The following is a 25,205-nucleotide window of genomic DNA, read 5'->3' as shown; positions in this document are numbered from 1 at the left end:
AGCCAGCTCCCACATTTGATCTGGTTTCTCCCGGTATTTCCTACGGGGGGTTTGGGGGGCTGCTGCCCCGGTTGATAACGACAAGGAGAGATCGGGATGGTGTTCTCATCCAACGTGTTCCTGTTCCTGCCGATCTTTCTCGGCTTGTACTACCTGAGCGGGCAACGCTATCGCAACGCGCTGTTGCTGCTGGCCAGCTACATGTTCTATGCCTGGTGGCGAGTGGACTTCCTCGCCCTGTTCGCCGCAGTCACCCTGTGGAACTACTGGATCGGCCTGAAAGTCGGCGCCGCCGGCGTGCGCAGCAAACCGGCCCAGCGCTGGTTGCTGCTCGGGGTCGCGGTCGACCTGGGCATCCTTGGCTACTTCAAGTACGCCAACTTTGGCGTCGACAGCCTCAACGCGATCATGACCTCGTTCGGGCTTGAGCCGTTCATCCTCACCCACGTGCTGCTGCCGATCGGTATCTCGTTCTACATCTTCGAGTCGATCAGCTACATCATCGACGTGTACCGCGGCGACACTCCGGCAACGCGCAACCTGATCGACTTCGCCGCCTTCGTGGCGATCTTCCCGCACCTGATCGCAGGCCCCGTGCTGCGCTTCAAGGACCTGGCCGATCAGTTCAACCACCGCACCCACACCCTCGACAAATTCTCCGAAGGCTGCACGCGCTTCATGCAGGGCTTCATCAAGAAAGTGTTCATCGCCGACACCCTGGCGGTGGTCGCCGACCATTGCTTTGCCCTGCAAAATCCGAGCACCGGCGACGCCTGGCTCGGCGCCCTGGCCTACACCGCACAGCTGTACTTCGACTTTTCCGGTTACAGCGACATGGCCATCGGCCTGGGCCTGATGATGGGCTTTCGCTTCATGGAGAACTTCAAGCAGCCGTACATCAGCCAGTCGATCACCGAGTTCTGGCGACGCTGGCACATCAGCCTGTCGACCTGGCTGCGCGACTACCTGTACATCACCCTGGGCGGCAACCGCGGCGGCACCTTCGCCACCTACCGCAACCTGTTCCTGACCATGCTGCTGGGCGGCCTGTGGCACGGCGCCAACTTCACCTACATCATTTGGGGTGCCTGGCATGGCATGTGGCTGGCCATCGAGCGGGCGCTGGGTCTGGACACCAATCCGCAGCGCTTCAACCCGGTGAAATGGGCCTTCACCTTCCTGCTGGTGGTGGTTGGCTGGGTAATCTTCCGCGCTGAAAACCTGGACGTTGCCGCGCGCATGTATGGCGCCATGTTCAGCTTCGGTGACTGGCAGCTGTCGGAGCTCAACCGTGCCAGCCTCACCGGCCTGCAAGTGGCAACCCTGCTGGTGGCCTACGCGACCCTGGCGTACTTCGGCCTGCGTGACTTCTATCGCAATGCCAAGCCCGAGCCCACGGCCAGCCCGGTGGCGGTGCATGCCGACGGTAGCCTGAGCCTGGACTGGGGCCTGTACGCCACCCGCGCGCTGGTGCTGCTGTTGTTCGTCGCCTCGATCCTCAAGCTCTCGGCGCAAAGCTACTCGCCGTTCCTCTACTTCCAGTTCTGAGCGAGCCGACCATGACCCGATCATTACGCAAACTCTATTCGCTGCTGTTCCTCGCCCTGTTGCTGGGCCTGGGCCTGTGGTCGCTGGGCGGCCTGGGCAGCTTCCAGCGCAGCGCGCAGATGACCGCCCTCGACGGCAAGCTGGCCAAGGCCGCCGAGACCCACTACGACGAGCAGTTCCCGCTCAAGCGCATCGGCACCAACCTATGGGCGGCGCTGGATTTCAAGCTGTTCAACGAAGGCCGCCCGGGCGTGGTACTGGGCCGTGAGCACTGGCTGTTCAGTGACGAGGAATTCAAGCCGGTGGCCAACAGCGACCAGTTCGAACAGGAAAACCTGGCGCTGATTCGTGGCGTACGCGACACCCTGCAACAGCGTGGCGTGCAACTGGTGCTGGCGATTGTCCCGGCCAAAGCGCGGCTGTACCCGGAGTACCTCGGCGCACAGACCCCGGCCAGCCTGCACAGCGACCTGTACAACGAGTTCCACGCCCAGGCCCGTCAGGCCGGGGTGTTCGCCCCGGACCTGCTGGCACCGCTGCAGGAGGCCAAGGCCCGTGGCCAGGTGTTCTTGCGTACCGACAGCCACTGGACGCCCATGGGCGCCGAAGTGGTAGCCCAGCACCTGGCCGCCGCGGTGGCGCGCCAGACCCTGCTCAACGGCGCGCCGCAGCTGTTCGTCACCGAGCAGCGCCAGAGCGCGCCGTACAAGGGCGACCTGACCAACTTCCTGCCGCTCGACCCGCTGTTCAGCAACCTGCTGCCGCCGCCGGACACCCTACAAAAACGCAGCACCCGCCCGGCCCACGCGGCAGGCGCAAGCGGCGATGCACTGTTCGCCGACACACAAATCCCGGTGGTGCTGATCGGCACCAGCTACAGCGCCAACCCCAACTGGAACTTCCTCGGGGCCCTGCAGCAAGCGCTGCGCAGCGACGTGGTCAATTACGCCGAAGACGGCCATGGCCCGCTGCTGCCGATGCTCAAGTACCTGCAAACCGACGCCTTCAAGAACAGCGCGCCACAGCTGCTGATCTGGGAGTTCCCGGAACGTTATCTGCCAATGAAGAACGACCTCAGCGCATTCGATCCGCAGTGGATCGCGCAGCTGAAAAAAACCCGCAATGCCAATCAAGACCTGGCCCTGTCGTCCCATCGGACGGAAAACTGAAGAGGTAACGCACATGACCACCAAGTACCGTATTGCCAAATCTCTAGTCCTGACCGCCGGCATGAGCCTGCTGTCCGTGCAGGCCTTCGCCGGCGCCGATGCCGCGCTGTACGGCCCGAGCGCGCCGAAAGGTTCGACCTTTGTGCGCCTCTACAACGCCAGCGCCCAGCCGGTGAGCGCCAGCATCGGCAACACCCGGATCGATGAAGTGGCCGCCCAGGGCAGCAGTGACTTCAGCTTCATGCCCCAGGGCGACTACAGCGCCAAGCTCGGCAGCCACAGCCTGCCGGTCAAGCTCGCCGCCGATCACTACTACACCCTGGTCAACAACAGCGCAGGCCAGGCGCAGTTGGTCGAGGAGCCACCGTTCAAGAACAAGCAGAAATCCCTGGTACGGGTACAGAACCTCAGTGACCAGGCCCTGACCCTGAAGACCGCCGACGGCAAGACCGAAGTGGTCAAGCCGGTCGCCGCCAAAGCCCATGGCGAGCGTGAGATCAACCCGGTCAAGGTCAGCCTGGCGCTGTATCAAGGCGACAAGAAAGTCAGCGATCTCAAGCCTGTGGCGCTGGAGCGCGGCGAAGCAGCGGTGCTGTACGTGACCGGTTCGGGCAGCAGCCTGTCGCCGGTCTGGGTCAAGCGCCCGGTATCCACCCGTTAACCACCTGCCTATTTCTATTTTTGGAGAACACCCATGATTCCAGTCATTCTGTCCGGTGGTAGCGGCTCGCGTCTGTGGCCCCTGTCGCGCAAGCAATTCCCCAAGCAGTTCCTGGCCCTGACCGGTGAACACACGCTGTTCCAGCAGACAATCGAGCGCCTGGTGCTCGACGGTATGGACGCGCCCATCGTGGTCTGCAACAAGGACCACAAGTTCATCGTCAACGAGCAGTTGCAAAGCCTCAAGCTGCAAACCCAGGGCATCCTCTTGGAACCCTTCGGCCGCAATACCGCGCCGGCGGTTGCGCTGACCGCCATGAAGCTGGTCAACGAAGGCCGTGACGAACTGATGCTGGTACTCCCGGCCGACCATGTGATCGACGACCAGAAAGCCCTGCAACGGGCCCTGGCCCTGGCCACGGTGGCCGCCGAGCGTGGCGAGATGGTGCTGTTCGGCGTACCGGCAACCAAGCCGGAAACCGGTTATGGCTACATCAAGTCGAGCCAGGACGTACTGTTGCCCGAAGGCATCAGCCGAGTGGCGCAGTTCGTCGAGAAGCCGGACGAAAAACGCGCGGCCGAATTCGTCCGCGCCGGTGGCTACTTCTGGAACAGCGGCATGTTCCTGTTCCGCGCCAGCCGCTTCCTCGAAGAGCTGAAAAAGCACGATGCCGACATCTACGACACCTGCCTGCTGACCCTGGAACGCAGCGAGCAGGACGGCGACAACCTGAACATCGACGACGCCACCTTCGCCTGCTGCCCGGATAACTCCATCGACTACGCGGTAATGGAAAAGACCCAGCGCGCCTGCGTGGTGCCGCTGTCGGCGGGCTGGAGCGATGTCGGTTGCTGGTCGTCGCTTTGGGATGTGCAGAAAAAGGACCACAACGGCAACGTCACCAAGGGCGACGTGGTGGTCCAGGACAGCCACAACTGCATGATCCACGGCAACGGCAAGCTGGTGTCGGTGATCGGCCTTGAAAACATCGTGGTGGTCGAGACCAAGGACGCCATGATGATTGCCCACAAGGACAAGGTTCAGGGCGTCAAGCAACTGGTCAACACCCTCAACGAGCAAGGCCGCAGCGAAACCCAGAACCATTGCGAGGTGTACCGGCCCTGGGGTTCGTACGATTCGGTGGACATGGGCGGACGGTTCCAGGTCAAGCACATCACCGTCAAGCCCGGCGCCAGCCTGTCGCTGCAGATGCACCACCACCGCGCTGAGCACTGGATCGTGGTGTCCGGCACCGCCGAGGTGACCTGCGACGAGAACGTGTTCCTGCTCACCGAAAACCAGTCCACCTACATCCCGATTGCCTCGGTGCACCGCCTGCGCAACCCGGGCAAGATCCCGCTAGAGATCATCGAAGTGCAGTCGGGCAGCTACCTGGGTGAGGACGATATCGAGCGCTTTGAAGATGTCTACGGGCGCTCGACGCCGATCGAGCGCGGGATCTCGATCAAGACCATCGCCCAGTAACCTTGGGACACGACCGGCTTGCTGCGCCCCGCTTGTGCAGCAGGCCTGCCCGGTCGAATGAACAGAAAACACTAAAATTAAGTCCAAATTACAATTTGGAAATATAGCCCTCTGCTTGTGCCTTATTGGTTATCGTGAACAGAACACGACAAGTCAATCAAAAGCACTAAGCGGAGTCTCCCTGTGAACAAAGAAACTTCCTACGCGCAAACTTACAGACCTGATACATCCACCCCCTACTGCGTCATTGAAGACCGCCTACTGGTCGATTGTTTTCTTACAACCGTACGTTGTTCTTCCTTCAAACAGGCTGCGCGATCTCTTAATCTCCAACCTGCATTGTTACGCCGCAAGCTGGAAGTACTCGAGGATAACCTGGGGGTGTCGCTGCTGCTGTATCGCGATAACCAGTTGATACTGACCCAGGCTGGGAGGGACCTACACCAGCAACTGAGAACCCGCTTGAAGGAATGCTCCGACGTCGGCGACAACCGACGGCCACTGCGGATCGGTATTGACGACACCCTGCTGCACGACATGCTCGTCCGCACCCTGATCACATTTACCCGGGAAAATGCCCGACGCTGCCTGGAAATCATCCCGCTGCAGTCAGCTCGGTGCTTGCCGCATCAGGAGCTGGACCTGGCACTCTGGACAACCAGCCCCGGCGCACAGATCCCCCAGCCCAGGCATTGCCTGCAGCCTCTGGATCCCCCCGTGATCATCCGCTACCTGCCCTTCGTCGCCACGCGCTATGCCCGTGAGGCGGCTCGCCCACTGTCCCTTGCGCGCCTGGATGACTTTCGCCTCATCCAGCTGGAGCAGTATCAGGACAGTGCTGCGTTTGCGCCCTGGAATCACCTGATCGACCGACGTCGCTCAGGCGTTACCTACATTCGCGCTCCGGGCCTGGCCTTCCATATGATCAAGGGTGGCGCAGGCATCGGATTACTGCCCAACTACATCCGCCATCTGGACCGCACGTTATTGCCCATGCCCGACCTGTTCGACGAGCCCATGCAGCAACAGGTCCTGCTGTCGGTTCATGCTGACAATCAGTCCGACGCCGATGTCAGCTGTCTTGCCAACTATATAAACCTGCTCTTCGCCGAGCGGCGCGATTGGCTCGCCTGAATGTTCGGCCTTCTTGACAGCAACCCACGCTCCGAACATAACCCGGTGTAATTGTCACAATTCTGAAATATTGATTTCGAAGCTTGAATAACTGCGTCAACTATAAAATTATTTGCTCTACCGGCGCCGGCTCAGTTTACCCGAAACACCCATAACGCCAACTTACAACTTGAGCCAGAAGGTTTTCATGAGCGTATCAAAACAGTATTTCGTACTGGGGGTTCGTGCTGCCGCCTGTTTTACCGGGCTGATGCTTGCGTCCATATCGCAGGCAGGAATCGTCACTACCGATGGCCCCGACTTGATGGTCAAGACCCGTGGCGGCCTGGAACTTGCGACCGTCGACAAGACCTTCAGTTTCAAACTCGGCGGTCGCGTCCAGGCCGACTATTCACAGTTCGACGGTATTTACACCAACAATGGCATCAACGCCGATGCCGCGTACCTCAGGCGTGCCTACCTCGAGTTTGGCGGCCGCCTGTACAGCGACTGGAAGTACCAGGTCAACTACGACCTCTCGCGCAATGCCGGCAACGCCAGCAGTGGCTACTTCGACCAGGCGAGCCTGACCTACACCGGCTTCGACCTGCTCGACCTGCGCCTGGGACGCTTCTACACCGACTTTGGCCTGGAGAAGGCCACCAGTTCGAAATGGGTCACAGCCATGGAGCGCAACCTCAGCTATGACGCCGTGAGCTGGACCGGCGATAACCTTGGCCTGGGTATCCAGGCACGCAGCGTGGTGAACAACCTGGCGTTCGTCTCGGCAAGCCTGTTCAACGAAAACAACAACGACAGCAATGGCGACAGCGTCAAGCGCTATAATCTGAGAACCGTGTTCGCCCCCTGGAACAGCACCGGCAACGTCCTCCACCTGGGCGCGCAATTTGCCTACCGCGATCTGCAGGACAGCACCGTCGACACCCGTATCCGCTCGCGCCTGGGCATCCGTGGCGTCGACACCGAAGGTGGCAACGACGCCGGCACCAATGGCAATCGCCCGCTGTTCGGTGGCGCCAGTGCCCAGCCCGGGTTGTGGCGCAATGACAGCGTCTGGGGGCTAGAGGGCGCCTGGGCCCATGGTCCGTTGTCACTACAGGCCGAGTACCTGCGGCGTACGCTGAAAGCCGACAAGGCGGCGAGTGACGTCAATGCCTCTGGCTACTACGGCCAGGTCGCCTATACCCTGACTGGCGAAGCCCGCCAATACAGGCTAGACGGCGCGGCGTTCGATGCAATCAAGCCGGAGAATCAGACAATAGGCGCCTGGGAGCTGTTCTACCGCTATGACAGCTTGACCGTCGAAGATAACAACCTGGCCCGGGAAGGTAGCGCCAAAGGTCAGACACACACCCTCGGGGTCAACTGGTATGCCAATGAGGCGGTAAAGGTGTCGGCCAACTATGTGTCCGCCCGTACCGACAACCTGGCCAACCAGGTGGGCGACGACAGCGGCTCTGGCGTCGCGATGCGCCTGCAATACGCCTTCTGAAGCGTCAGTGCCTGATACAGGTTCCCGCCACGCACTTGGGCGGGAACCTGTTTGACGCTAGGATTAAGGTTCAAGCTCTATCGGAATCGTCCCATGATAATCGGCGCTGCCCTGATCCTCACCTGGCTGGTCCTGCTGTTGCGCTACCCGGCCAAGGCCCTGCCGATCTCCCTGGCGGCACTGTTCGGCCTGGGTCTGGTGGCGTTGTGGGTGGTCTGGCTGGACAACCGCGAAGCCAACCGACTGGCCCGCCTGGAACTGCGCCTGACCTACGCCCCCGAGCAATGCCCGGCCGACCGTCCCTTGCAGGTGCACATCAACAACGGCAACGCGGTGCCCTTGGTGGAACTGCGCTGGCGGGTTGCCGCCTATGCCCCTGGCGACACCGTGAACCTTGCCGAAAACACCTACACAGCCCCGCGTTACCGAGGCCCGGGCGAGCTGCAACCGGGCGCCAACTGGCAAGAGTGCCTGCCGTTGCCACCGCTGCGTTCCGGCTACCGGCCACAAAGCGTCGACTACCGCGCCGAGCACCTGCAGGGCAGCTTCGCCGACTGAGCACCTGGTATTTATGTCAGGTTACGCCAACCGGCAAAAGGCGTTGAATAGTGCCCCGAACACTCAGCATTACCGAGGCACGCCATGATCGACACATCCGATGCGGTGCAGGACGAATTTACCCAGGTAGTGCTGTGCCTGAAAAACCAGCAGCCGCTGGCCAGACCCGTGGTCATCATGGTCCACGAGGACAACTGTCCAGCCTGCGCGACTGGCAAGGACAACCTCAGGGCTCTGGCTGAAGATGGCTATCGGGGCAAAGTCGACTTCTACCTCTCGACCTTCCATACCTTCCAGGGCCTATACCCGTCCCCCGAAGTTGAAGTCATCCCCACTCAACTGCTATTCGACTGCCAGGGAAGCCTCCAGTTGCTGGCCACCGGTGCCAGTGTCGAGCAATTGCGAAAAGCGCTGGAAGGTATTTTCCCTGCTCATTGAAAGCGTATGATCGCAGGTTGCCCCCTTCAGCAGCTCAAGGACAGTACAGCATGCCGAATGTCTTGATCACCGGTTGCTCCAGCGGAATCGGCCTGGCCCTGGCCGAGGTTTTCAAAAACGCGGGTTTCGAGGTCTGGGCCACGGCGCGCAAGGCCGAGGACGTCCAGCGCCTGGCGGCCAGCGGCTTTATGGCCAGGCAACTGGACGTCACTGACCAGGCAGCGCTGGCGCAACTGGCCGGCGAGCTGGAACAGCACGGCCAAGGCCTCGATGTACTGATCAACAACGCCGGTTACGGCGCCATGGGCCCGCTGCTCGACGGTGGCACCGACGCCATGCGCCGGCAGTTCGAGACCAATGTGTTCGCCATTGTCGGTGTCACCCGTGTGCTGTTTCCCGCTCTGCGCCAGAAAAAAGGCCTGGTGGTGAACATCGGCAGTGTCTCCGGGGTACTGGTCACGCCGTTCGCCGGTGCCTACTGCGCCTCCAAGGCCGCCGTGCACGCCCTGAGCGACGCCTTGCGCCTGGAAGTGGCGCCATTCGGTGTGCAGGTCATGGAAGTGCAACCCGGGGCAATCGCCTCACAATTTGCCAACAACGCCAGCCGCGAAGCCGAGCAACTGATCGAAGAGCACTCACCCTGGTGGCCATTGCGCGAATCTATTCGGGCCCGGGCCCGCACCTCCCAGGAACGGCCAACCCCGGCGGCCGAGTTTGCCCGGGGCGTACTCGATGCCGTGCAACAACGCCCGTCCACTGCTCTGGTACGCCTGGGCAATGGCAGCCGGGTGTTGCCGTGGATGGCTAGATGGCTGCCCAGAACCTTGCTGGAAAACGTCCTGAAAAAACGTTTCGGCCTCAACAGCACACTCTGATCTTCCCGGTTTCATGGGACGAGCCCTAGCGATAGCTGACCCTATCGCTAACTATAAAGTGCACGCCAGAGCATTTTCCAAAGCGCCGCCAAGGCGAAGAATCCCTATCGCATTTGAACGGCTGCGCCAGCCACCTGTGCCTGCGCCCGCCCTTTGAGATCGGGCTTGCGTGCCCATTTTCGGGCAGCGCAACACAGCCGCTTCAAAGGCAATCAGGGAAAAACCTCCAGGGTCGGAGCCCCGTGGTCTGGCTGGCAGTCTTTCTCACAAATGCAATCAGGTAAATTCTGGAGTCATTCGTGAAACAAGCTCAACTTCCTCGCAAGATACCCACACAAGCACGCTCGAGGATGATGGTCGAGACCATCCTCAAGACCACCGCCAAGATCGTGGTCAAGCACGGCTACGCGGGCACCAACACTAACCTGGTGGCACAACGCGCCGGCGTCAGCGTCGGCTCGGTGTACCAGTACTTTCCCAACAAAGACTCATTGATCGCGGCGCTCTATGAGCGCCATGCCCAGTCGATGAATCGGGTGATCCTCGATGTCGCCGGCCAGTACGAAGTGGCCGACCTGCAAGCCCATATCAAACTGCTGGTCCGCGCCCTTCTGCAATTGCATCTGCAGGAACCGCAGTTGCACCGCCTGCTCGACAAGGACTTCGCCTTCCTCAGCAACGAATCCAGCGAACACCAGTACAAGGCACGCATCTCTGCGTCCATCGAGTGCCTGCTGCAGCGCTGGAGTCACCAACTGGCCCACTCCAGCCTGCAAACGGCCGCCTGGCTGACGGCGCAGATGATCACCTCGATGGTCAAGGCCTACATCCTCGATGCGCCGCAGATCAGCCAGATGCACATCGAGCAAGCCATCTCCTGTTCGGTGATTGGCCTGTTGTGCTCAACCCCTGATGCCGGGTTCAACCAACACGCCTATCTGCGCGGCAGCGCCAACAGCGTGCTGGCACGTTCAAGCATGCCCGCCGCGTGAAGCCTGCACCTGCTGCAACTGCTGATAGCGCTCCACCAAGCGTCGTGATTGCAGGTAACTAGGCACTTCCACCACGAGGCCATCGACTTCGGCACGCACGCTGCCGGTACTGGCCGCCTGCTCGAACGCCTCGATCTGCCGCCGCGCCAGCTCAGCTTCAGCCGCTGTCGGTGTCAGGTAGCGATTGGCAACGGCAACATGGGCCGGGTTGACCACACCTTTGGCCTGATAGCCAATGGAACGGGCAAACTGCATGTCTGCCTCGGCACCGGCGTCATCGGCAAAGGTGTAAGGCGAGTCGATGGCCAGCACTCCTGCCGCTGCGCACTCCAGGAGAAACCGCGAACGTGGATAGTACAACTCGGTTCCGGCCCGGCTGCGACCGGCCCCAAGGTCAGCGACCATGTCTTCAGTGGCCACCAGCATCGCCTTGATGCGCGGGCTGGAATGGGCGATCTCGATGGCTCGCACCACACCCAATGCGGTTTCGATGTTCGGCACGATCAGGGTGGACCCGGCTTCAATGCCATAGTGAGCCTCCAGGCGGGTGATCTGCTTGTCCAGTTCGATCATCTGCTCGCAGGCTTCGACCTTGGACATCATCACCACTTGCGGACGCGCCGCCATCACCGCTTCGAGGTCCTCATGACCACAGGTTTCGAACGGGTTGATACGTACCGAGCTGATCCGCCCGCATTCGCGCCAGTGCTGCATGATACGCACCGACATCGCCCGGGCTTCGGCGCGGCGCGAAGGCGGGGTGAAATCTTCCAGTTCCTGGACCAGTACGTCTCCGCCGCCATTGAGCGCATCGAGCAACGCCGCCTCGTCGGCGCCTGGAATAAAGAAGAAGGTACGGCAAAGCGCCAGGGGATTGTCCTTGGAAACAGCCATGATTACGTCCTGTATGAAAGTAAGAAAAAGGCGAAACAGTTAGAGCATGGCCAGACCGCCATCGACGGCGATGGTGGTGCCACTGACGAATGAAGCCTTGCCTGAGAGCAGCCAACAGATGACCTCGGCCGCTTCCTCGGCACTGCCCTCGCGGCGCAACGCGGTCATGCCGTGCAACTGCTCGAGCTTGCCGCTGGCACGCGTGGTGTCATCGAGCATCGGCGTGCGGATCACCGCCGGGGCGACGCAATTGACATTGATGCCGCGCGGGCCAAGCTCACGGGCCAGGCCTTTACTCATGGTGATGACCGCGCCCTTGCTGGTGGCGTAGCCCAGGGTCCCGGCCAAGCCGCCGCCGCGAATCCCGGCGACGCTGGCCACGGTGCAGATGCGCCCCCCGCAGAGCATGAGACGAACCGCCTGTTGCACCACGGCGAAGGTGCCGATCAGGTTGATATCCAGCAGTTGGCGCAAGCGCGCAACGCTCAACTGATCGAAAGGCGCGGTATCGACAACGCCGGCACAGGTGGCCAGCACATCGACACGCCCCAGGGACTGTTCGACCTCGGCAAACACGCCAATCAGCGCCTGCTCGTCGCACAGGTCCAGGGTAAAACTCAGATGCTGGGGCCCTATCGCCGCCAACGTCCTGGCCAATCCGGCGCCATCAAGGTCCAGGCAGACAACCCGGTAGCCCTCGCCAGCCAGTTGTCGCGCCGTTGCCGCACCGATGCCACTGGCGGCGCCGGTCACCACGGCGACCCTGGTTTGATCTGACATATCATCAACACTCCCTTAAGCAGACAATGACATGCTAAAAGAATGTAGGCACAACAACTACTCGCCTTCTAAGCTACGCCTGCGCAAGGATAAATCCGACGTCACCAGCGTATTAACTCGCATTTTAAAAAATCGTTAAATAATGGAACGCACGACTCGTTGCGCGCGACGAAATGCGAGTAACTTGCAAATCCTCATTATTTTCGTCGCGGCAAATCGACGCAGCCCCTCATAACGAACCATAACGTTCATTTCAAACCCCGCAACGCCGCGTATTTCCTGGCCTTCACAGCGAAATAGCGCAGCACAGCGCTCAGCTATTTGAATGCGAGTAGCCATAACAAAGCAACTTGCCTAGGATGAGAAACAAATTGAAACGTTGTTTTATGACGCACTTCGTCAGCAAACAATGTTTCAACTTTATTGCAACTGGCCTCCTCTCAAATCAATAAAAGGATGTTCACGATGAGCAACAAGGGTTTCGACACCGTCATTGAAATCAAATACCGCGACACCGACTCCATGGGTCATGTCAGCAGCCCGATTTATTATGACTACATGCAGCACGCCTACCTCTGCTACATGCACGATCTGCTGAAACTGCCAAAAAGCGAAAAGCTTCCGCACATTATGGTTCGCAGCGAGTGCGATTACATCAAGCAAGCCATGTACGGCGAAACCCTGGTCGTCACCAGCGAAGTCGTCAAGTTCGGCACCAAGAGCTTTGAAATCGAACACACCATGCGCCGTCAGGACGACAGCCGCGAAGTGGTCGCCAAGGCCAAGTCCTATCACGTCATGTTCGACTACGACAAACAGTCCACCGTGCCTGTACCACAAGCATTCAAGGACCAGGTCCTGGCGTTCCAGGAAGGCTGAGCAACCGCTCAAGGATGATGGTTTCGCCGGGCGCCATGCGGCCGGCGAACAGACTGCAAAGGTAATCTAGCGATGAAACTCTCCTGGACTGCACAGCAACACGCGTTGCTGGTGAAATATCGGGAAATCGGTGCCGAGCTGGCCACCGCCCGCAAGACTGCAACGCCCGGTTTCGACCACTACGGCTGGCAACGCCTGTGCGACGCCGGGCTGTGGCAATTAGTGATTCCTGCCAGCCACGGTGGCCTGGGCGAAGACTGGTGGGGGTTTACCGCCGCGCTGGAAGGGCTGGCCTCGTCGATCCGCACCCCGGAGCTGCTGTTGTCGGTGATTGCCCAGGCCGGCATGGTGCGTGCGCTGATGCTGTATGGCAGCGATGAACAGAAAGACCGCTACCTGACCGCAATCCTCAACGGCGCCTTGAGTGCCACCGGGATCGCCGAACCTGGCACCGGCACCGATGTGCGCAGCATCCACAGCCTGCTGACCCCGGTCGGCGATGGCTACCGCCTCAACGGCAGCAAGTTCAACATCGCCCACGCGCCAGTGGCCGACTTCATGCTGATCGTGACCAAGCTCGACACCGATGCCAAGGCCAACATCGCCCTGGTCATGATCGACAAGGACACCCCGGGCCTGACCCGTGGCGAGCCCGATGACAAACTGGGCAACAAGCACCTGCCGACCGGCCCGCTGTACTTCGACAACCTGACGATCCCGGCCTCGCAAGTGCTTGGCCAACCCGGTCGCGGCCTGCAGCAGTTGATCAAGATCATCTCTCTGGGGCGCCTGTACTACGGCCTGGTGGCGGCCAACCTGCCAACGCCGTTCCTCGACGAAGCCATGCAGTACGCCGCTCAACGGCAAAGCTTCAACAGCACCATCGACAATCACCAGTACGTGCAAAAACGCCTGGTGGACCTGGTCATGGGCATGGAGCGCAACCGCTGGATGGTCTATGCAGCGCTGGACCAATTGCTCAATGACCACCCCCAGGCCTTGATGAGCTGCTCGATCGCCAAGCTCGGCGCCGCCCAGGACTTCATCAACAGCGCCATCAGTCTGCTCAAGCTGTATGGCAGCCTGGGTTACCACGAAGGCGACGTCGCCAATCTGGTCAAGGACGCGCTGGGGTTCGCCAGCGTCGGCGGTACTGAAGAGATGCACCAGAAGAATATCTTCAATCAGCTGCTACGCCTGACACAGGCCGCCTGAAGCGGTCGAGCCAGCAGCCCGCAAGCCCTTTTTTCGCAACCCCTGCCACCACGCCAGGTCCAACCTGAGGGCCCGGTGTGGCACGGCGGCGGGATTCTGCCTGCCTTTACTCCGCCCATCTTTGAAGAGAGCAGCTCGGATGCCTATCAAGTCAATACCCCTGCACAGAACCCCCGTCGCCCAGATGCCTGCAGCCTTTGCCCAGCCCGTCGACGACCGTCTTGAACAGGCCAGCCTCGATGAGCTGCGCCACCACCAGTTGCAGCGCCTGCGCCAGAGCCTGACCCATGCCTACAACAACGTGCCCTGGTACCGCGAGCAGTTTCACGCGCTCGACGTGCATCCCTATGACCTCAATCAGCTTGAAGACCTGGCGCGCTTTCCGCTGACCAGCAAGGCCGAGCTGCGCGACCACTACCCCTTTGGCCTGTTTGCCGTGCCCATGGACCAGGTCTCGCGCCTGCATGCATCCAGTGGCACTACCGGCAAGCCGACCGTGGTCGGCTACACCCGTAACGACATCGACGTCTGGTCGTCGCTGGTCGCCCGCTCGATCCGTGCTGCCGGCGGCAAGCAAGGTGACCGTATCCACATCGCCTACGGCTACGGCCTGTTTACCGGCGGCCTGGGTGCCCACTACGGCGCCGAGAAGCTTGGTTGCACGGTGATCCCGATGTCCGGCGGGCAGACCGCACGCCAGGTGCAATTGCTCAAGGACTTCCAGCCGGACATCATCATGGTGACCCCGTCCTACATGCTCAACATCGCCGAAGAAATCGAGCGCCAGGGCATCAACCCGCACGACCTGGCACTGCGGGTCGGTATCTTCGGTGCCGAGCCCTGGGGCCAGCAGATGCGCGTCGAACTGGAGCAGCGCCTGGGTATCCAGGCGCTGGACATCTACGGGCTGTCGGAAGTCATGGGTCCGGGCGTGGCCATGGAGCACCTGGACACCAAGGACGGGCCAACGCTCTGGGAAGATCACTTCTACCCGGAAATCATCAACCCCGAAACCGGCGAAGTACTGCCCGAGGGCCAGTTCGGCGAGCTGGTGCTGACCACACTGAGCAAGGAAGCATTGCCCATGGTGCGCTACCGCACCCGTGACCTCACGCGCCTGCTGCCAGGCAGTGGCCGGGCGATGCGCCGGCTGGACAAGATCACCGGCCGCAGCGACGACATGCTGATCATCCGCGGGGTCAACGTGTTCCCCAGCCAGATCGAAGAGCAATTGCTCAAGCTGTTCATCTTCAGCCCCGTGCATGAGCTGCACGTCAGCCGCGAAGGCAACCTCGATTCCCTCACCGTCCAGGTCGAGATGCGTCCGGAGCACAGCCGCTTGAGCAGCGATGAACAGCTTGCCGCCTGCCAGCAACTGAGCCACCAGATCAAGGTGCATGTCGGCATCAGCACGCGCATCGTGCTGCAGCCATGCAACACCCTCAAGCGCTCCGAAGGCAAGGCCGGAAAAGTCATCGATCTGCGCGGCACTCGCTAACGGCGTGCCGCCCCCTCTTCAAGGATTAACGAGGTTGCCCCATCATGGATATGACCATTGGCGATTTTCTCCTGCGTCGCCTGCAGGAATTTGGTATCCGTCATCTGTTCGGCGTACCCGGCGACTACAACCTGACGCTGCTCGAGCAAGTCGAGGCCCTGCCCTCCTTGCGCTTCATCGGTAACTGCAACGAACTCAACGCCGCTTATGCCGCCGACGGCTATGCCCGCACCCAGGGCTTTGGCGCGGTTCTGACCACCTACGGGGTCGGCGATCTGAGTGCCCTCAACGGCATTGCCGGTGCCTACGCCGAACGTGTGCCGGTGATCATGATTTCCGGCATGCCGCCGCTGCACGCGATCATCGATCGGGCCCTGATGCACCACACCCTGTGCGATGGCAACTACGACAACATCATGGTCACCCTGCGCCAGTTCACCGTGGCCCAGGCACGCATCACCGTGGAAAACGCCGCCCAGGAGATCGACCGGGTACTGCAGACCTGCTTTCGCGAACGTCGCCCGGTCTATCTGCAACTGCCTTCGGACCTGGCCTACCTGACCATCGAGGTGCCTGACACGCCGTTGCAACTGAGCGAATCGCGCAGCGAACCCGGCCAGTTGCACAAGGTCGTGACACAACTGCAGCAGCGCCTGGCCGCTGCGCGCAATCCGGTGCTGCTGCTGGACATCGACGTCGAGCGCTTCGGCCTGACAGGCCGGGTACTGGAGCTGATCGAGCGCCTGGAGCTGCCGTTCGCCAACCTGCCACCGGCCAAGGCCATGCTGGCCGAGTCGCATCCGCTGTGCCTGGGCACCTACGCCGGTGCAGGCTCAGCGCCAAGCGTGCGCGAGGCCATCGAGCAATCCGACTGCGTCATCAGCATCGGTGCGCGCTTTACCGACACCAGCACGGCGCTGTTCTCGCAAAAATTCAAGGACGGTGCGCTGATCCAACTGCAGCCTTACGCCGCCTCCATTGCCAAAGTGCACTACAACGCCGTCAGCATGCGCCAGGTCCTGGAAAAACTGATCCAGCAACCTCCGACCCTGTGTGCCACGCCCCGGCAGATCCCGCCGTTCAGTGCCCCGCAGGCCGTTCGCGCACTGCCCGAGCAACCCCTGAGCCAGCTGCGCTTCTGGCAGCGCATGGCGCACCTGATCAAGGGTGGCGAGCTGATCATTGCCGAAAGCGGCACCTCTTCGGCAGGGCTCAATGGCCTGCGCATGCCCAGCGGGGTGACTTACATCACCCAGCCGATCTGGGGTTCGATCGGCTACACCCTGCCGGCCCTGCTCGGCAGCCTGCTGGCTCAACCCGAACGGCGGCAGATGCTGTTCATTGGCGATGGTTCGTTGCAGATGACCGTGCAGGAGTTGTCGACCATCCTCGCCCATGAACTCAAGCCGGTGATCTTCCTGATCAACAATGATGGCTACACCATCGAACGCCTGATCCTCGGCGAGAACTCCAGCTACAACGACATCAACCCCTGGCGCTATGCCCAGTTGCCGCAGGTGCTCGACACCCGCGATCGTTCCCGGCACTTCACCGTGCACACCGAGGATCAACTGGAAGCTGCGTTGGTCGAAGCCGAAAGCGCCGATAGCCTGGTGTTCATCGAGGTGGTGATGGAGCGCATGGACGCCCCCGAATCACTCAAGCGCTTTGCCCGGCTGTTCGCCGAGTTCGACTACGGCCTGCAACCGCTGGAGCAGGCGGCGATCGCCAGTTGAGGTCAAGGCCTGGGCGCGCAGCGTCGCCCAGGCCGCAGCGATCAGGCGATGGAACGCACTACCCCGCCATCAACCCGCATGGCCGCACCGGTGGTGGCGCTGGCCTGGCGAGACGCCAGGTACACCACCAGGCTTGCGACCTCCTCGACCGTAGCCAGGCGTTTGATGATCGAGCTTGAACGGTGCTCGGCGATAAAGCTTGCTTCCAGCTGTTCGGCGGGCACACCTTGCTCTTCGGCCATCTGACTGAAGAATCCACCCACCCCCTCGGAACGGGTCGGCCCCGGCAGCACCGCGTTGACGGTGACGCCGGTACCGGCCAGGGTTTCCGCAAGCCCGCGGGACACGGCCAGCAAGGCGGTCTTGGTGGTGCCGTAGTGGACCATCTCGGTGGGGATCTGCAACGCCGATTCACTCGACAGGAACAACACCCGGCCCCACTCACGCTCGGCCATGGCCGGTGCATAGTGACGTGACAGGCGCACCGCGCTCATCACGTTGACCTCGAAGAAATGCCGCCAGTCGTCGTCAGTGATATCAAAAAAGCCCTTGGGTTCGAAGATCCCCAGGTTGTTGACCAGAATGTCGGTGTCCGGGACTTTGGCGAACAGCGCCTCGGCGCCCTCGGCGGTACCCAGATCGGCAGTCACTCCCGTTACCCGGGCGCCCGGCAGTTTGCGCTGGATCTGTTCGATGGCGCGGGTCACCCGTGCCTTGCTGCGCCCGTTGATCACCACCTCAGCGCCCGCCTCGGCCAGCCCGAAGGCAATGGCAAAACCGATACCGGCGGTTGAGCCGCTGACGATCGCACGTTTGCCGTGCAAGGAAATATTCATACCTGCGTCCTTATATGGATGAAATGTGAACCCACAAACGACACACCGCCAACAGCACGGAGCACTGTTGGCGGCGGCCTCATGGTTATTCGACCGCTGCCCTCACGGGAGTTCAGCAGTGGCCTGGAGCGAAGGTGCAAAGGACTGCCAACCACCGCCCAGTGATTTGTACAGGTCGACCATGGCCAGCGAGGTCGCCGCCGAGCTTTCGACCCATTGTTCCTGGTTGGCCAGCAGCGTGCCTTGCACGGTCAACACGTTGAGAAAGTCGACCGCACCTTCCACGTACTGGCGCTGTGCGGTTTCCAGGGCCACCCGGCTCTGGCGCACCGCTTCGTCGAGCAAGTCACGGCGCAACTGACTGGCGTTGTACAAGCGCAGCACATCATCGATTTCATGCCAGGCACGCAGTACCACTTGCTGGTACTGCAGCGCGGCTTCCTGTTGTTGGGCCTCGCGCAACTTGAGCACGCCCTTGAGGCGCCCACCTTCGAAAATCGGCAGGTTCAACTGCGGCCCGATGGCAAAGCGGCGCGAATCCCAGTTACCAAAATCGGACAGTTGCAGCGACTGAAAGCCGGCACTGCCAGACAGGCGAATGCTCGGGTAGAAGTTGGCCTTGGCCACACCGATGCTGGCAGTGGCCAGATGCAACTGGGCCTGTGCCTGGCGGATGTCCGGGCGGCGCTCAGCCAGCTCCGACGGCAAGCCCATGGCAAAGCGCTGCACGGTGCGCGGCAACTCCACCGGTTTGAGCAACTCGTTCTGCAGGCTGCGCGGCGGCTCGGCCAGCAACAGGCTCAAGGCGTTGATCAACTGTGCCTGACGATCTTCAAGCGCCGGCAGGCGTGCCTGGATCGATGCTTCCTGGGCCGCGGCCTGAGCGACATCAAGGTTGGTCGCCACACCGTCGTTCAGGCGCATCTGCGACAGACGCAAGCTGTGCCGGGAGACATCGAGGTTTTCCCGGACCACGGCGAGGGTGCTTTGTACGGCGCGTAACTGGATGTAGTCCCGGGCGGTTTCGGCGAGCAAGGACAGCAGCACCGCCTGCCGGTCGTTTTCGGCCACCTCGACACTGGCGTCGGCCGCTTCTACTTCACGGCGCACGCGCCCCCACAGGTCCAGCTCCCAAGAGGCGGTAAAGTCGCCGTTCCACAGGTTGAAGGCCGACTTGCCGCGTTTGCCGGACGGGTCGTTGAGCCCTTCGGCACTGTTGCGGGCACGGCTGTAGCCGGCATCCAGATCGACTGCCGGGTACTGGTCAGACGCGATGCTCATGCGCACCGCGCGGCTCTGCATCAGCCTCGAAGTGGCGATCTGTAGGTCAAGATTGCGTTCTACCGCACGCTGGATCAGCGCCGACAATTGCGGGTCATTGAAGGTTTGCCACCACTGCGCCTCCAGCGGTGCCTGTTGTGGCTGGCTGGGCGCCGGCTGCTCCTGCAGGCGCGGCCAAGCTTCAGGCGCGGTGTTTTTCGGCGCCTCGAAATCCGGGCCAACGGTACAGGCGCTCAAGGCCAGCGTCGCGCCGAGCATGAGGGGGGTAACGGTGTGTGCAAGTTTCATCGAACACTGACCTCATTACCCGCCTCGGCCTTGGCCTTGCTCAGGGTATCGATCCTGGCCACCACCGACATGCCGACACGCAGGCGCTCAAGCAGGGGCTGGTCAGCATCGAAGACAATCTTCACCGGAATGCGTTGCACCACCTTGGTGAAGTTGCCGGTGGCGTTGTCCGGTTTGACCGCCGCAAAGGTCAGGCCCGTGGCCGGCGCCACGCTCTGTACATGACCACGCAGGCGCTCACCGGCAAAGGTATCGACGCTCACTTCCACCACTTGCCCAGGCTGCACGTTGGTCAACTGGGTTTCCTGGAAATTGCCGATCACATAGGCGCGGTCCAAAGGTACCACCGAGAGCATTCGCGCCCCCGGGTTGACGTAGGCGCCCACACGCACTGCGCGTTCGCCGACCATGCCGTCGATGGGGGCGACGATGGTGGTGTAGGACAGGTCCAGGCGCGCGCGATCGAGCGCCGCCTCCGCATGCTTGAGGCCACCTCGGGCGGCCTCGACCTGGGCGGTGAGGATATCGATCTGCTTGCGCGCCGCCGCCAGTGCCGCACTGGAGTTGGCCAGCCGCGCCCGCGCCTGGTCGACCCGGCTACGCGCCTGCTGGGCGTTCTGCACGGTGCCTGCGCCCTGTTCGGCGAGGCGGCTGTGGCGCGTCAGTTCATGGTTGGCAAAGGCAAGTTCGGCTTCATCGGCCGAGACGGTCGCCTGCGCCTGGGAGATCAGCGAGGCCTGGCGCTCAAGGGTTGCCTTGGCGTTTTGCGCCTGCGCCCGGGACATCAGCAACTGCGCTTCGGCCGCTGCCAGCGCCGCCTGGAAATCACGATCATCGATCAAGGCCAGCGTCTGCCCGGCCTTGACCCGCTGGTTATCTTCGACCAGCACCTGCGTGATGAAGCCTGCCACTTTGGGCGCGACCACGGTGTAGTCGGCCGAGACATAGGCATCGTTGGTCGATTGCACGCCGCCGGCGCCGAACACGGACGACAGGGCGCCATAGGCGACGCCGCCAACGACCAGCAGCGCCGCTGCAATCAAGCCCAGCTTGTGATTTTTACTTAAGGTCATTACGTCTTTCTCTCTTGGCAAGATCGCTATGCCACCGCACGAGGTGGATAGATCCGGGTGGGCACGAAGGGAATCAGGAAAATCAGGGCCACGGCCAGCATGGCCATACACAGGTAGAGGTCGGCCGAAGTCAGCACCACCGCCTGCTCATGAATGCGCTTGGCCAGGCCAGGCGCGCTGGCATCGGCCAAGGGCGAGTTGCCCAGGTTGTCCACCAGCATGTTCGAGTGAAAATGCCGGCGTACCGTGGTCAGCGCCTCGATCACGCCGGCAGCGACTACCGACGCCAGGCCCTTGACGGTGTTGAACCAGGCCGAGGCGAACGGGCCGTCTTGCGGCGTCATGCCACCGGTGGCAAGCATCAGCAGCGGGATCACCGCCATTGGCTGACCGAAGATCTGGAACAGCTGCAGCACGTAGAAGTTGTCGCGAATCCACTGCGAGGTGATCATCGTGCCGCCAAAGCACGACACCGCCAGCATCCCCAGGCCAATGGCCAGAACCCAGCGGCAGTCCACCGCGCGGATGTTGCACAGCGCAGCGGTCAGCGGCAGGGCGAGCAATTGCGGCAAGGCCACCAGCAGCATCACCGGGCCGGTCTGCACCGGCCGGTAGCCCTGGATCTGGGCGAGGAAGCTGGACGGGATGATGATCACCGCCGACAGCACCACCAGCACGCCACCCAGGGTAATCAGGGCGTGGGTGAGGTTACGGTTGCTGAGCATCTGCAACTTGAAGAACGGCAGCGGATGCGACCATTCGTTGATCATGAACAACACCAGCAGCGCCAGGCCTCCGCCCAGCAGCCAGCAGATCAGCGGCGAGTTGAACCAGCCCATGCGATCGCCCTGGCTCAGCCCGATGACGATCGAGCAAATGGCCGGCAAGCCCAGCAACAGGCCACGCCAGTCAAACTGCTTGAAGCGCTCCAGGCGCAGCGGGTCCTGTGGCAGGCCCCAGGCCACGCAGGCCATGGCCAGCAGCGAAGGTACGATGATCTGCCAGAACGCCCACTGCCAGCCGAAAAACTCGGTCCATAAACCGGCCAGCGGCAGGCCCAGGCTCGGCCCGAAAGTGGCGGTCAGGGCATAGCCGGCCAAGCCATAGAGCTTGATCCCGGGGGGCAGAAAGCGCAGCGCCACGCTCATCAGCATCGGTGGCAAGGCACCGCCGGCAAAGCCCTGCAACGTGCGCAACACCATCAGGGTTTCCTGGTTGGGCGCGAACGGACAGAGCAATCCGAGCAGGGCGAAGGCGCCGATGGCGCTGAGGGTGAAGCGGCGCAGGGAAAAGGTCACCGAGCACCAGGGGGCAAAGGCCATGGCCGACACCGAGGTCGCCGAGTACAGAGCGACCAGCCACGAACCTTCGTCGGAGCCGATGTGCATGCCGCCACGAATGTCGGCCAGGGCCATTTTCGTGACCATTTCATTGAGGCCGGCGCACAGCACCGCCAGTAGCACGCCGAGCAGGCCAATGACGATGCGCGGGCCGAACGCTGCGGGCGCAGCAGGCTTGGCCGGGGCAGGTGTCGGCGCAGGGGCCAGCACCGCCGCACCCGGCGTCGCCAGGGCCTCCAGCGAACTCATGGCCTGCCCCCTGGAACAGGCGCTGAGGCTCGGTAAAACAGGGACAGGCACATGGCTTCATGACTCCGGGTAGTTGAGGTACCCGGCAAGTCTATGGAGGCCGATTACTGACGAAAACTGACATATTCGCAGTTTTATGCTGCGCGGCACGCAACTATCAAATCAGGGGTATATAAGTGGCAAAAAGCGTCAATCTTGACGATAACACTCAGGCTTTGCTGCAACACTCCTTGAGCGTCTGGCGTAACCAGCGGTGCGCGGGATCATTGTCATAACGCGGGTGCCAGGCTTGCATGATGGTCACTGACTCCAGCGCCATCGGGATGCGAAACGAACGCAGCGGCAGCCCCAGCCGCGCGACGCTGAGCAACACGTGCTGAGGCAATGGCAGCAGCAGGTCGGAATCGGGCAGGGAGAACATCGCCGAGTGGAAGCTTGGGGTAATCAATGCCACCCGCCGGCTCAGGCCCATCCCGGCCAGCGCCGTGTCGATCGGCCCGGTGGCGCGACCGCGACGCGATACACTGATCTGCTCGTAGCCGGCAAAGCGTTCAGGGGTGATCTCATCATTGAAGATCGGATGGTCGACCCGGGCCAGGCCGACGAAGGTAGTGGCAAACAGGCTTTGCACCTTGATCTCCGGGCCGAGATTGCGGGTAGCGCTGATGTACAGGTCCAGGCGCCCGTCACGCAGGCTGTCGTCTTCATCACCGCCCTCGCCTTCGGGAACGAAGCGCAGCACCGTACGCGGCGCCTGCTGGCGCATGGTTTCGAGCAAGGGCGCGGCGAATGGAGCGATGAACACGTCGTTGGCGCGCAGGTTGAACGAGCGCTCCAGGGTCAGCAGATCGACCTCGTCACTGGAGCTGAACACCTGGCCCGCCTGCTCGACCACGCTACGCACCTGGCTGCGCAGGGCCATGGCCTTGGGCGTGGGTACCAGGCCACGACCGGCGCGGACCAGAATGGGGTCACCGACCGCGTGGCGAATGCGTGTCAGCGTGCGGCTCATGGCCGCCGGGCTCAGGTTCATGCGGCGGGCGGCACCGACCACACTGCCCTCATCGAGCAGCGCATCCAAGGCGACCAGCAAGTTCATATCTGGAAAGTGCATGCTAAGCATCCATTCAAGTATTTCAGTGAATCCGCTGCAATCTTACCAGTTTCTGCGGGTTTTCCGGTCCTTGCATACCACGCAACTAGTCATTGCGTCGTGCACCATTTACCCCGCCGCACGGTTTTTCAAGAATGCCTGCTCTTTGTATTAAGGATAGGCCCCGCCACCATGTATAGCTCGGTATTGATCGCGATCGACGGCTCGCCTCGCAGCCACGGCATCCTCGAAACCGTTGGCCAGTTCTGCGACCCGGCACGCCATCAGTTGCATGTGCTGCTGGCGGTCGACAGTGCCTATGCCCTGGCCGAGGACCATGGCCGCATCAGTGCCTTCGACCAAAGCGAATACCCGGCCGCCAGCCATGAACAGCAACTGGCCGACATGACCATGCAGCAGGCGCTGGAACACCTGCGCAGTCGTGGCTTCCAGACCGAAGGCAACCTGGTCAACGGTGACCCGGTGTCGACCATCGTTGCCGAGTCCCGGCGCCTGGACTGCGACCTGATCGTCATGGGCCACCGCCACCTGTCGCGGCTGGACCGCATGTTCGACCCCTCGATCAGCAGCAAGGTCATCGACAAGGCCGGCTGCCCGGTGCTGGTCGACGCCCGCCACGCCTGAGCGCTTTTACTGTTCCCCCGATTCCTTGAGCGAGATGCCACCGATGAAATTCGATTACCTGCAACTGGAACAGATCGGCGCCGTTGCCCTGATCCGCCTCAACCGCCCCGAAGTGCTCAACTCGCTGTGCTGCGAACTGGCGGCGGAACTGGCCGGTGTACTCGACCGCCTTGAGCAGGACCCTGGCGTGCGCGCCGTGGTGTTGACTGGCGGCGACAAAGTGTTCGCCGCCGGTGCCGACATCAAGGCCATGCGTGAGCGTAGCTACATGGATGTCTACACCAGCGATTTCGTGACTGTGAACTGGGAGCGCATGGCCAGCTTTCGCAAACCGAGCATCGCCGCGGTGGCCGGCTACGCGCTGGGCGGCGGCTGCGAACTGGCGTTGATGTGCGACATGATCATCGCCGCCGACAGCGCCCGCTTCGGCCAACCGGAAATCAAGCTCGGCACCATCCCTGGCGCCGGTGGCAGCCAGCGCCTGGCGCACTCGATCGGCAAGGCCAAGACCATGGACCTGGTGCTCACCGGGCGCACCATGGACGCCGAAGAAGCCGAACGTTGTGGCCTGGTCAGCCGCCGGGTCAGCGATCAGGCCCTGCTGGACGAAGCCCTGCAGACCGCAGCGCGGATTGCCAGCTACTCAGGGCCGGTCAGCATGATGGCCAAGGAAGCGGTCAACCGCGCTTTCGAGACTACCTTGAGCGAAGGCGTGCGCCAGGAACGGCGCCTGTTCCACTCCACCTTCGCCATCGAGGACCAGAAGGAAGGCATGGCGGCGTTTGCCGAAAAACGCGCACCGCAGTTCATGCACCGCTGAAATAGAGCCGGCCCGCCCCTGGATCCTGTAGGAGCGGCGGTGCGGCGACCCGACTTGCCCCGCGATGAGCATAGGTATCTACACATCTCTAGCGAGTCAGCCTATTGGCTCTTGATAGGCGTGCTTATCCAGTTGATGTGGCGACGCTGCCGGCCCCTTCCGCCCTTACGGCGGCTCACTTTTTTCTTGGGTGGAAAAAGTAAGCATGGGCCTGTCCCGTGATAAC

The 25,205-nt window shown here is 61.9% G+C and carries 23 protein-coding genes; 16 read left to right on the top strand and 7 right to left on the bottom strand.

What is annotated here, in order from left to right; all coding sequences use genetic code 11:
• The first annotated feature begins 96 nt into the window (after window positions 1-96).
• The 10 genes from M5G17_RS23690 (at window position 97) to M5G17_RS23645 (ending at window position 10,352) form a co-directional block, all read left to right on the top strand.
• Complete coding sequence (locus tag M5G17_RS23690) at window positions 97-1,548, top strand: MBOAT family O-acyltransferase (RefSeq protein WP_273895309.1); 1,452 nt, start codon at window positions 97-99, stop codon at window positions 1,546-1,548.
• An 11-nt stretch (window positions 1,549-1,559) separates the two neighbouring features.
• Window positions 1,560-2,717 carry an alginate O-acetyltransferase gene (locus M5G17_RS23685; protein WP_273895308.1) on the top strand — a complete coding sequence of 386 codons (1,158 nt, stop codon included), beginning with the start codon at window positions 1,560-1,562 and terminating at the stop codon, window positions 2,715-2,717.
• A 13-nt stretch (window positions 2,718-2,730) separates the two neighbouring features.
• Window positions 2,731-3,378 (top strand): alginate O-acetyltransferase AlgF, encoded by a 648-nt coding sequence (locus M5G17_RS23680; RefSeq protein WP_273895307.1) that lies wholly within the window; start codon window positions 2,731-2,733, stop codon window positions 3,376-3,378.
• A 33-nt stretch (window positions 3,379-3,411) separates the two neighbouring features.
• Window positions 3,412-4,863: a mannose-1-phosphate guanylyltransferase/mannose-6-phosphate isomerase gene (locus M5G17_RS23675; RefSeq protein WP_273895306.1), complete on the top strand. Its 1,452-nt coding sequence runs from the start codon at window positions 3,412-3,414 to the stop codon at window positions 4,861-4,863.
• 183 nt (window positions 4,864-5,046) lie between these two features.
• Entirely contained in the window at window positions 5,047-5,997 is a 951-nt protein-coding gene (locus M5G17_RS23670) for a LysR family transcriptional regulator (protein WP_273895305.1), read from the top strand.
• A 250-nt stretch (window positions 5,998-6,247) separates the two neighbouring features.
• The gene (locus tag M5G17_RS23665) at window positions 6,248-7,489 is read left to right on the top strand and encodes an OprO/OprP family phosphate-selective porin (protein ID WP_273895319.1); all 1,242 of its coding nucleotides are present in this window, start codon (window positions 6,248-6,250) and stop codon (window positions 7,487-7,489) included.
• Window positions 7,490-7,582: 93 nt separating this feature from the next.
• Entirely contained in the window at window positions 7,583-8,047 is a 465-nt protein-coding gene (locus tag M5G17_RS23660; RefSeq protein ID WP_273895304.1) for a multidrug transporter, read from the top strand.
• 84 nt (window positions 8,048-8,131) lie between these two features.
• Window positions 8,132-8,485: a hypothetical protein gene (locus tag M5G17_RS23655; protein ID WP_273895303.1), complete on the top strand. Its 354-nt coding sequence runs from the start codon at window positions 8,132-8,134 to the stop codon at window positions 8,483-8,485.
• Window positions 8,486-8,535: 50 nt separating this feature from the next.
• Window positions 8,536-9,360, top strand: coding sequence for an SDR family oxidoreductase (locus M5G17_RS23650; protein ID WP_273895302.1), 825 nt, complete (start codon window positions 8,536-8,538; stop codon window positions 9,358-9,360).
• Between the two features lie 299 nt (window positions 9,361-9,659).
• Window positions 9,660-10,352, top strand: a complete 693-nt coding sequence (locus tag M5G17_RS23645; protein ID WP_273895301.1) for a TetR/AcrR family transcriptional regulator — start codon at window positions 9,660-9,662, stop codon at window positions 10,350-10,352.
• Here the strand turns inward: M5G17_RS23645 and M5G17_RS23640 are convergent.
• Window positions 10,332-11,246, bottom strand: coding sequence for an HpcH/HpaI aldolase/citrate lyase family protein (locus tag M5G17_RS23640; protein WP_273895300.1), 915 nt, complete (start codon window positions 11,244-11,246; stop codon window positions 10,332-10,334). The genes M5G17_RS23645 and M5G17_RS23640 overlap by 21 nt on opposite strands.
• Window positions 11,247-11,285: 39 nt before the next feature.
• Window positions 11,286-12,026 carry an SDR family NAD(P)-dependent oxidoreductase gene (locus tag M5G17_RS23635; RefSeq protein ID WP_273895299.1) on the bottom strand — a complete coding sequence of 247 codons (741 nt, stop codon included), beginning with the start codon at window positions 12,024-12,026 and terminating at the stop codon, window positions 11,286-11,288.
• Window positions 12,027-12,491: 465 nt separating this feature from the next.
• Here M5G17_RS23635 and M5G17_RS23630 point away from each other — a divergent pair, with 465 nt between their 5' ends.
• The 4 genes from M5G17_RS23630 (at window position 12,492) to M5G17_RS23615 (ending at window position 17,354) form a co-directional block, all read left to right on the top strand.
• On the top strand, window positions 12,492-12,905 hold the full coding sequence (locus M5G17_RS23630; RefSeq protein WP_130266226.1) for an acyl-CoA thioesterase: 414 nt from the start codon (window positions 12,492-12,494) through the stop codon (window positions 12,903-12,905).
• 72 nt (window positions 12,906-12,977) lie between these two features.
• Window positions 12,978-14,120: an acyl-CoA dehydrogenase family protein gene (locus M5G17_RS23625; RefSeq protein WP_273895298.1), complete on the top strand. Its 1,143-nt coding sequence runs from the start codon at window positions 12,978-12,980 to the stop codon at window positions 14,118-14,120.
• Window positions 14,121-14,304: 184 nt separating this feature from the next.
• On the top strand, window positions 14,305-15,618 hold the full coding sequence (gene paaK, locus M5G17_RS23620; RefSeq protein WP_273895318.1) for a phenylacetate--CoA ligase PaaK: 1,314 nt from the start codon (window positions 14,305-14,307) through the stop codon (window positions 15,616-15,618).
• A gap of 44 nt (window positions 15,619-15,662) precedes the next feature.
• Window positions 15,663-17,354 (top strand): alpha-keto acid decarboxylase family protein, encoded by a 1,692-nt coding sequence (locus M5G17_RS23615; protein ID WP_273895297.1) that lies wholly within the window; start codon window positions 15,663-15,665, stop codon window positions 17,352-17,354.
• 41 nt (window positions 17,355-17,395) lie between these two features.
• Here M5G17_RS23615 and M5G17_RS23610 read toward each other — a convergent pair whose 3' ends face one another.
• The 5 genes from M5G17_RS23610 to M5G17_RS23590 form a co-directional block, all read right to left on the bottom strand.
• The gene (locus tag M5G17_RS23610; protein ID WP_130266229.1) at window positions 17,396-18,190 is read right to left on the bottom strand and encodes an SDR family NAD(P)-dependent oxidoreductase; all 795 of its coding nucleotides are present in this window, start codon (window positions 18,188-18,190) and stop codon (window positions 17,396-17,398) included.
• A 102-nt stretch (window positions 18,191-18,292) separates the two neighbouring features.
• Window positions 18,293-19,759 (bottom strand): efflux transporter outer membrane subunit, encoded by a 1,467-nt coding sequence (locus tag M5G17_RS23605; RefSeq protein WP_273895296.1) that lies wholly within the window; start codon window positions 19,757-19,759, stop codon window positions 18,293-18,295.
• Window positions 19,756-20,832, bottom strand: coding sequence for an HlyD family secretion protein (locus M5G17_RS23600; protein ID WP_130266231.1), 1,077 nt, complete (start codon window positions 20,830-20,832; stop codon window positions 19,756-19,758). The genes M5G17_RS23605 and M5G17_RS23600 overlap by 4 nt, the downstream gene beginning before the upstream one ends.
• Before the next feature lie 26 nt (window positions 20,833-20,858).
• Window positions 20,859-22,421 (bottom strand): MFS transporter, encoded by a 1,563-nt coding sequence (locus M5G17_RS23595; protein ID WP_273895295.1) that lies wholly within the window; start codon window positions 22,419-22,421, stop codon window positions 20,859-20,861.
• Between the two features lie 208 nt (window positions 22,422-22,629).
• Window positions 22,630-23,535 (bottom strand): LysR family transcriptional regulator, encoded by a 906-nt coding sequence (locus tag M5G17_RS23590; protein WP_130266233.1) that lies wholly within the window; start codon window positions 23,533-23,535, stop codon window positions 22,630-22,632.
• A gap of 171 nt (window positions 23,536-23,706) precedes the next feature.
• Between M5G17_RS23590 and M5G17_RS23585 the strand changes: the two genes are divergently transcribed.
• Complete coding sequence (locus M5G17_RS23585) at window positions 23,707-24,159, top strand: universal stress protein (protein ID WP_130266234.1); 453 nt, start codon at window positions 23,707-23,709, stop codon at window positions 24,157-24,159.
• A gap of 43 nt (window positions 24,160-24,202) precedes the next feature.
• Window positions 24,203-24,979 carry an enoyl-CoA hydratase gene (locus M5G17_RS23580; protein ID WP_130266235.1) on the top strand — a complete coding sequence of 259 codons (777 nt, stop codon included), beginning with the start codon at window positions 24,203-24,205 and terminating at the stop codon, window positions 24,977-24,979.
• Window positions 24,980-25,205: the final 226 nt, after the last annotated feature.

The sequence above is a fragment of the Pseudomonas rubra genome, assembly GCF_028656935.1.
Lineage (GTDB): Bacteria > Pseudomonadota > Gammaproteobacteria > Pseudomonadales > Pseudomonadaceae > Aquipseudomonas > Aquipseudomonas rubra.
Note: the sequence above shows the minus strand (reverse complement) of the source record. Positions and strands in the feature narration are given on the sequence as shown.

What these genes read in the sequence shown, in the direction of transcription:
- M5G17_RS23690 (WP_273895309.1), top strand. Translation starts at nt 97, where the DNA reads ATGGTGTTCTCATCCAACGTGTTCCTGTTCCTGCCGATCTTTCTCGGC.
- M5G17_RS23685 (WP_273895308.1), top strand. Translation starts at nt 1,560, where the DNA reads ATGACCCGATCATTACGCAAACTCTATTCGCTGCTGTTCCTCGCCCTG.
- M5G17_RS23680 (WP_273895307.1), top strand. Translation starts at nt 2,731, where the DNA reads ATGACCACCAAGTACCGTATTGCCAAATCTCTAGTCCTGACCGCCGGC.
- M5G17_RS23675 (WP_273895306.1), top strand. Translation starts at nt 3,412, where the DNA reads ATGATTCCAGTCATTCTGTCCGGTGGTAGCGGCTCGCGTCTGTGGCCC.
- M5G17_RS23665 (WP_273895319.1), top strand. Translation starts at nt 6,248, where the DNA reads ATGCTTGCGTCCATATCGCAGGCAGGAATCGTCACTACCGATGGCCCC.
- M5G17_RS23660 (WP_273895304.1), top strand. Translation starts at nt 7,583, where the DNA reads ATGATAATCGGCGCTGCCCTGATCCTCACCTGGCTGGTCCTGCTGTTG.
- M5G17_RS23655 (WP_273895303.1), top strand. Translation starts at nt 8,132, where the DNA reads ATGATCGACACATCCGATGCGGTGCAGGACGAATTTACCCAGGTAGTG.
- M5G17_RS23650 (WP_273895302.1), top strand. Translation starts at nt 8,536, where the DNA reads ATGCCGAATGTCTTGATCACCGGTTGCTCCAGCGGAATCGGCCTGGCC.
- M5G17_RS23640 (WP_273895300.1), bottom strand. Translation starts at nt 11,246, where the DNA reads ATGGCTGTTTCCAAGGACAATCCCCTGGCGCTTTGCCGTACCTTCTTC.
- M5G17_RS23635 (WP_273895299.1), bottom strand. Translation starts at nt 12,026, where the DNA reads ATGTCAGATCAAACCAGGGTCGCCGTGGTGACCGGCGCCGCCAGTGGC.
- M5G17_RS23630 (WP_130266226.1), top strand. Translation starts at nt 12,492, where the DNA reads ATGAGCAACAAGGGTTTCGACACCGTCATTGAAATCAAATACCGCGAC.
- M5G17_RS23625 (WP_273895298.1), top strand. Translation starts at nt 12,978, where the DNA reads ATGAAACTCTCCTGGACTGCACAGCAACACGCGTTGCTGGTGAAATAT.
- paaK (WP_273895318.1), top strand. Translation starts at nt 14,305, where the DNA reads ATGCCTGCAGCCTTTGCCCAGCCCGTCGACGACCGTCTTGAACAGGCC.
- M5G17_RS23615 (WP_273895297.1), top strand. Translation starts at nt 15,663, where the DNA reads ATGGATATGACCATTGGCGATTTTCTCCTGCGTCGCCTGCAGGAATTT.
- M5G17_RS23610 (WP_130266229.1), bottom strand. Translation starts at nt 18,190, where the DNA reads ATGAATATTTCCTTGCACGGCAAACGTGCGATCGTCAGCGGCTCAACC.
- M5G17_RS23605 (WP_273895296.1), bottom strand. Translation starts at nt 19,759, where the DNA reads ATGAAACTTGCACACACCGTTACCCCCCTCATGCTCGGCGCGACGCTG.
- M5G17_RS23600 (WP_130266231.1), bottom strand. Translation starts at nt 20,832, where the DNA reads ATGACCTTAAGTAAAAATCACAAGCTGGGCTTGATTGCAGCGGCGCTG.
- M5G17_RS23595 (WP_273895295.1), bottom strand. Translation starts at nt 22,421, where the DNA reads ATGAGTTCGCTGGAGGCCCTGGCGACGCCGGGTGCGGCGGTGCTGGCC.
- M5G17_RS23590 (WP_130266233.1), bottom strand. Translation starts at nt 23,535, where the DNA reads ATGCACTTTCCAGATATGAACTTGCTGGTCGCCTTGGATGCGCTGCTC.
- M5G17_RS23585 (WP_130266234.1), top strand. Translation starts at nt 23,707, where the DNA reads ATGTATAGCTCGGTATTGATCGCGATCGACGGCTCGCCTCGCAGCCAC.
- M5G17_RS23580 (WP_130266235.1), top strand. Translation starts at nt 24,203, where the DNA reads ATGAAATTCGATTACCTGCAACTGGAACAGATCGGCGCCGTTGCCCTG.